The organism is Mesorhizobium sp. M1E.F.Ca.ET.041.01.1.1 (assembly GCF_003997355.1).
GTDB lineage: Bacteria > Pseudomonadota > Alphaproteobacteria > Rhizobiales > Rhizobiaceae > Mesorhizobium.
Genome location: NZ_RZSL01000543.1, coordinates 1 through 4,054 on the forward strand (window position 1 = coordinate 1; position 4,054 = coordinate 4,054).

General features: G+C 63.6%; 4 protein-coding genes. All 4 read right to left on the minus strand.

All coding sequences use genetic code 11. The annotated features are described in order from the left end of the window. Positions 1-194: 194 nt before the first annotated feature. Complete coding sequence (locus EOA38_RS29770; protein ID WP_126092156.1) at positions 195-1,394, minus strand: nickel/cobalt transporter; 1,200 nt, start codon at positions 1,392-1,394, stop codon at positions 195-197. Between the two features lie 6 nt (positions 1,395-1,400). Then, the gene (locus EOA38_RS29775; protein ID WP_126092157.1) at positions 1,401-2,069 is read right to left on the minus strand and encodes a DUF1007 family protein; all 669 of its coding nucleotides are present in this window, start codon (positions 2,067-2,069) and stop codon (positions 1,401-1,403) included. Positions 2,070-2,147: 78 nt separating this feature from the next. Next, complete coding sequence (locus EOA38_RS29780) at positions 2,148-3,047, minus strand: LysR family transcriptional regulator (RefSeq protein ID WP_126092158.1); 900 nt, start codon at positions 3,045-3,047, stop codon at positions 2,148-2,150. 2 nt (positions 3,048-3,049) lie between these two features. Further along, a partial coding sequence (locus EOA38_RS29785; protein WP_127300925.1) for an amidase occupies positions 3,050-4,054 on the minus strand: 1,005 nt, incomplete at its 5' end.

A 4,054-nucleotide genomic window follows, 5' to 3' on the forward strand; every position in this document is an offset into this window, starting at 1 on the left:
GGAAGATATATTGATATTCAGGTGATGCCGGCCTGCAAACGGCGGCTTCCTGCGCTTCCGGCATTCGCCGGCCGAAGCATTCATGAGAGTGGCGTGGTAGTTAAGGCTACGGCCGGCGTAGGCCGGTTCTCGGAATCCACCGTTTTCGGCTCGGCCTGACCTGAATCTCAACACACCTTCGCGCGCACCTATGGTCAGGCGCCGCCCGTCAGGCTGGCCGACAAAAGCAGCAGCCCAACCAGGAAGATGAAGGCCGCGCCGCCGATCTCGACGATCGAATGGATGCGGTTGCCGAGATATCCGTCGCCGGCGAAATAGACCGCCCAGTTCTTGGCCGTCACCGCGAGCGTCGCCAGCGCCGAGACGGTGATCGCGGTGCCGATCGACATCGCAAGCACCGACAGCAGTCCGCCAAGCCAAAGCCCGTTGAGAAGCGCGAAGCTCAGCACGATCAGCGCGCCTGAGCAGGGGCGAATGCCGACGGCGGCAACGGCCGACCAGGCCGTGCGCCAGTCGAAGCGGTCGCCGGAAAGCAGCGCCGGATCCGGCGCATGCGAATGGCCGCAGGTCTCGCAGACTTCGCCCGGGCCATGATCGTGGTGATGATGCGCTGCATGATCGTGCGCGCCATGATCGTGGCTATGCGGGTGCGAGTGCGCCACATCATCGTGGTCGTGATGCGTGTGCAGCGTATGCGCCGCGTGGGCATGCGTCGAAAGCGAATGAGCATGGGAATGGCTTGCGTGGGAATGCGCGTGCGCGTGCCCGGCATGGGAATGCCCGGCACGCGAATGCCCCGCATGGGCGGCCGACAGGCTGTGGGCGGGCGCTCTGCCGAGCAGGCGCGGTATCGATGGACCGAGCTTGCGCCACAAAAGCCAGGCGCCGAACAGGGTGACCAGCACAAAGCTGGAGATTTCGAGGAACCAGGTCGCGTCGGTCATCGACACCGCCGTGCCGCGCAGCACGAAATAGGCGAGCACCATGACCACGACCGCGGTCAGGCCCTGCAGCAACGCCGAGACGAAGGAGAGCAGGATGCCGCGCTTCAGCGCCACTTCGTTGGCGACCATATAGGAGGAGATCACCGCCTTGCCGTGCCCGGGACCGGCGGCGTGGAAGATGCCATAGGCGAAAGAAAGGCCGACCAGCAGCCAGAGCTTGCTGCCGTCCTGGCGCATCGCCTTCATCGCGGCTGCCAGCGAATGGTAGAATTCCTGCTGCCTGAGATTGATCCACATCAGGATATGGGCGAACGGACCGGAGGTGCTTGGCGCCATGCCGTCATTGGTGCCGATGCCGAGTGAGCTCTGGGCATGGGCGATGCCTGGCAGATGCGTCATCACCAGGGTGGCGGCCAAAAGGCCAAGCGCCAAGCGCAGCGATGGTTTCATCACCGATTATCCTTCTGGCGGGCAGTTCAGTTCGAGCTTGGTGGCGAAGATCTTGCTCATGTCGGTGCCCGTCGGATCGTTGAAGAACGCATCCGTCAGGGTCTTCTGGTTCTCCTTGATCGCTTCGTCGGGATCGGGGCGGACCACCTTCTTGGTGCAGTTCGAGGGCAGGCCCTCGACGGTGAGGTTGGCGTCGTCGGTGAAATCGATCGCCGTGTAAAATGTCGGATCGTAAACGCCGATGTCGATCTTGCCGGCAAGCTTGATCGGCGTCTTCGGCTCGGACTCGAACAGGATGATCAACTGATCATTGTCGAAGTTCGCCATCAGATGCGGCGGCGGGATCATCGGCACGTCCTTGCCGTCCTGCGTGACCAACTGGAAGTAGTTGAATTCGGCCAGCGAAGAATGGACGGTATCGGCCACTTCCTTGAGCTCTTTGTCATCAAGTTTCAGATCGGAGTTCTTGTCGAACTCCATCATCACAGTGCTCGAAAACAGATCGTCGAAACGCCACAGATGGCGCAGCGCTTTCACGCTTTGGTGATCCTCGCTCAGGATCACGTCGAGGCGGGCTTCGGCAAAGACATGCGGATGCACCTCGGCCGGCTCGACCGCGGCGAATGTCACTGCTGCGGCCGAAGCCAGCATGGTTGCTTGCCGTTTCAGGTGCATTCTCAGCCGCGATTCCATCGACTTTGGGAGTGGACCCCGAGAGTTATCAGAAAGGGGGCGAAATTGGGACGCGGGATATCACGCGCCGTCTCGCGTCCTGAACCAGTGCACCAGGAAATCGACGAAGACGCGGACCTTGGCGGGCAGGTAGCGGCGGTGCGGGTAGACGGCGAAGATACCGGTACCCGACAGGATGCGATCGTCGAGCGCGGTGACCAACTTACCGGAAGCGATATCGGGAGCAGCTATGAAATCCGGCAGCATGGCGAAGCCGAGGCCGGAGAGAGCGGCAGCTCGCGCCACAATTGGGCTGTTGACCTCGATCGGGCCGGAGACGGCGACGCTCATGGACTCCTCACCCTCACCCTTGAAACGCCAATTGGCCAGCGAGCGGCCGTTGGTGTCGACCAGGCAAGGCATGTTGGCGAGATCCTGTGGACGCGTCGGCTTGCCATGCTTTGCGAGCAGCTCTGGCGATGCGCACAGCTTGACCGAAAACGGTCCCAAGCGCCTGGCGATCAGCGAAGAGTTCTCAAGCCGCGAGATGCGCACCGCAAGGTCGAAACCCTCTTCAACAAGGTCGACGAAGCGGTCGTCGAGGTGGATGTCGAGCACGATGTCGGGATGCTGCTTGGCGAAGTCGATCAGCGACTGGCCGATCGGCGCGTCGGCGAAGGTGCGCGCCGCCGAAAGCTTGATCCGGCCGCGCACGTCGCCGGAGGATTCGCGCACGGCGTCGGCCAGGCTGTCGACCTCGCGCACGATTTCGGAAGCGCGCTGATAATAGGTGTGGCCGGCTTCGGTCAGCGAGAACTGGCGCGTGGTGCGGTTCAGAAGCAGCGCGCCGAGTTCGTCCTCCAACTCGCGCACATATTTCGACAGCAGCGCTTTTGAACGGCCGATCTTGCGCGCTGCGGCCGAGAAGCCTTCAGCCTCGACCACGTCGATGAAGGCGCGCATACGGGTCAATGTGTCCATGATCAGACCTTTCGTGCCGCGTCGAGAATCCTGCGGCCGAGCCGTATCAAAGCGACGTCGCCGCCGGAAGGGCCCAGCAGCGACAGGCCGAAGGGCGCGCCGTCGACGGAGCCGAGCGGCAAGGTGATCTGCGGGAAGCCCGACAGGCCTGCCAGGCACAACAGATGCAGCGCCCTTTCGCGATAGGCCTGGAACTGTTCGGGCGTGCTGGTCTTCAGCGGCGCCGCGCCTGGAACGGTCGGCAGAACGAGAAAGCCGTTGTTGCCGAGCAGGGCGCCGAGATCGGAACGGAAGGCCAGCCGGCGTTCCGCCTCGGCGGCGACCGTGCCGGCATCGATCGTGCGGCCGAAGCCGAAACGCTCGTCGATGCCAGGGCCAAGGCCGTGGTTGCCCGCCGAGATCCAGCTGCCATGCACCTGCCAGGCCTCGTAAGCCTGCAGCCGGCGAAAACACCAGTAGAGATCATCCGGGGACGAGGCGAAGGCGTATTCCATCTCGGTCGGCTCGCCGACGACGCCGGCCGTCAGTGCCTTCATTCGTCCATATTCGGCGGCCTCGGCCGGGCCGGCAACGAAAGCGTCCAGCCAGCGGATCGACAGTGGGCGGTTGAGCGGATGCTGATGCGGATCGCGCCCGAGCAGGAGCTTGCCGACCGCCTCATAGGTCTCGATGTCGTCGGCGAACCAGCCGAAGGTGTCGAAGCTCGGCGCCAGCTTCATCGCGCCGTCGAGCGAGATGCGGCCGTGGCTGGTGCGCAGCCCGATCAGGCCGCAGAAGCTTGCCGGCGCGCGGATCGAGCCGCCGGTGTCGGAACCGATGGCGATATCGGCAAGGCCTCCTGCGACTGCAGATGCCGATCCCGAGGAAGAGCCGCCGGTGACGCGGTCCGGGGCGGCCGGGTTCACCGGAAAGGCGAAATGCGAATTCTGGCCGAACAACGAGAAGGCAAGCTCGTCAGTCTGCGTCTTGCCGACGAAGCGAGCGCCGGCGTCGAGAATCATCTGGAC

What these genes read in the sequence shown, in the direction of transcription:
- EOA38_RS29780 (WP_126092158.1), bottom strand. Translation starts at nt 3,047, where the DNA reads ATGGACACATTGACCCGTATGCGCGCCTTCATCGACGTGGTCGAGGCT.
- EOA38_RS29775 (WP_126092157.1), bottom strand. Translation starts at nt 2,069, where the DNA reads ATGCACCTGAAACGGCAAGCAACCATGCTGGCTTCGGCCGCAGCAGTG.
- EOA38_RS29770 (WP_126092156.1), bottom strand. Translation starts at nt 1,394, where the DNA reads ATGAAACCATCGCTGCGCTTGGCGCTTGGCCTTTTGGCCGCCACCCTG.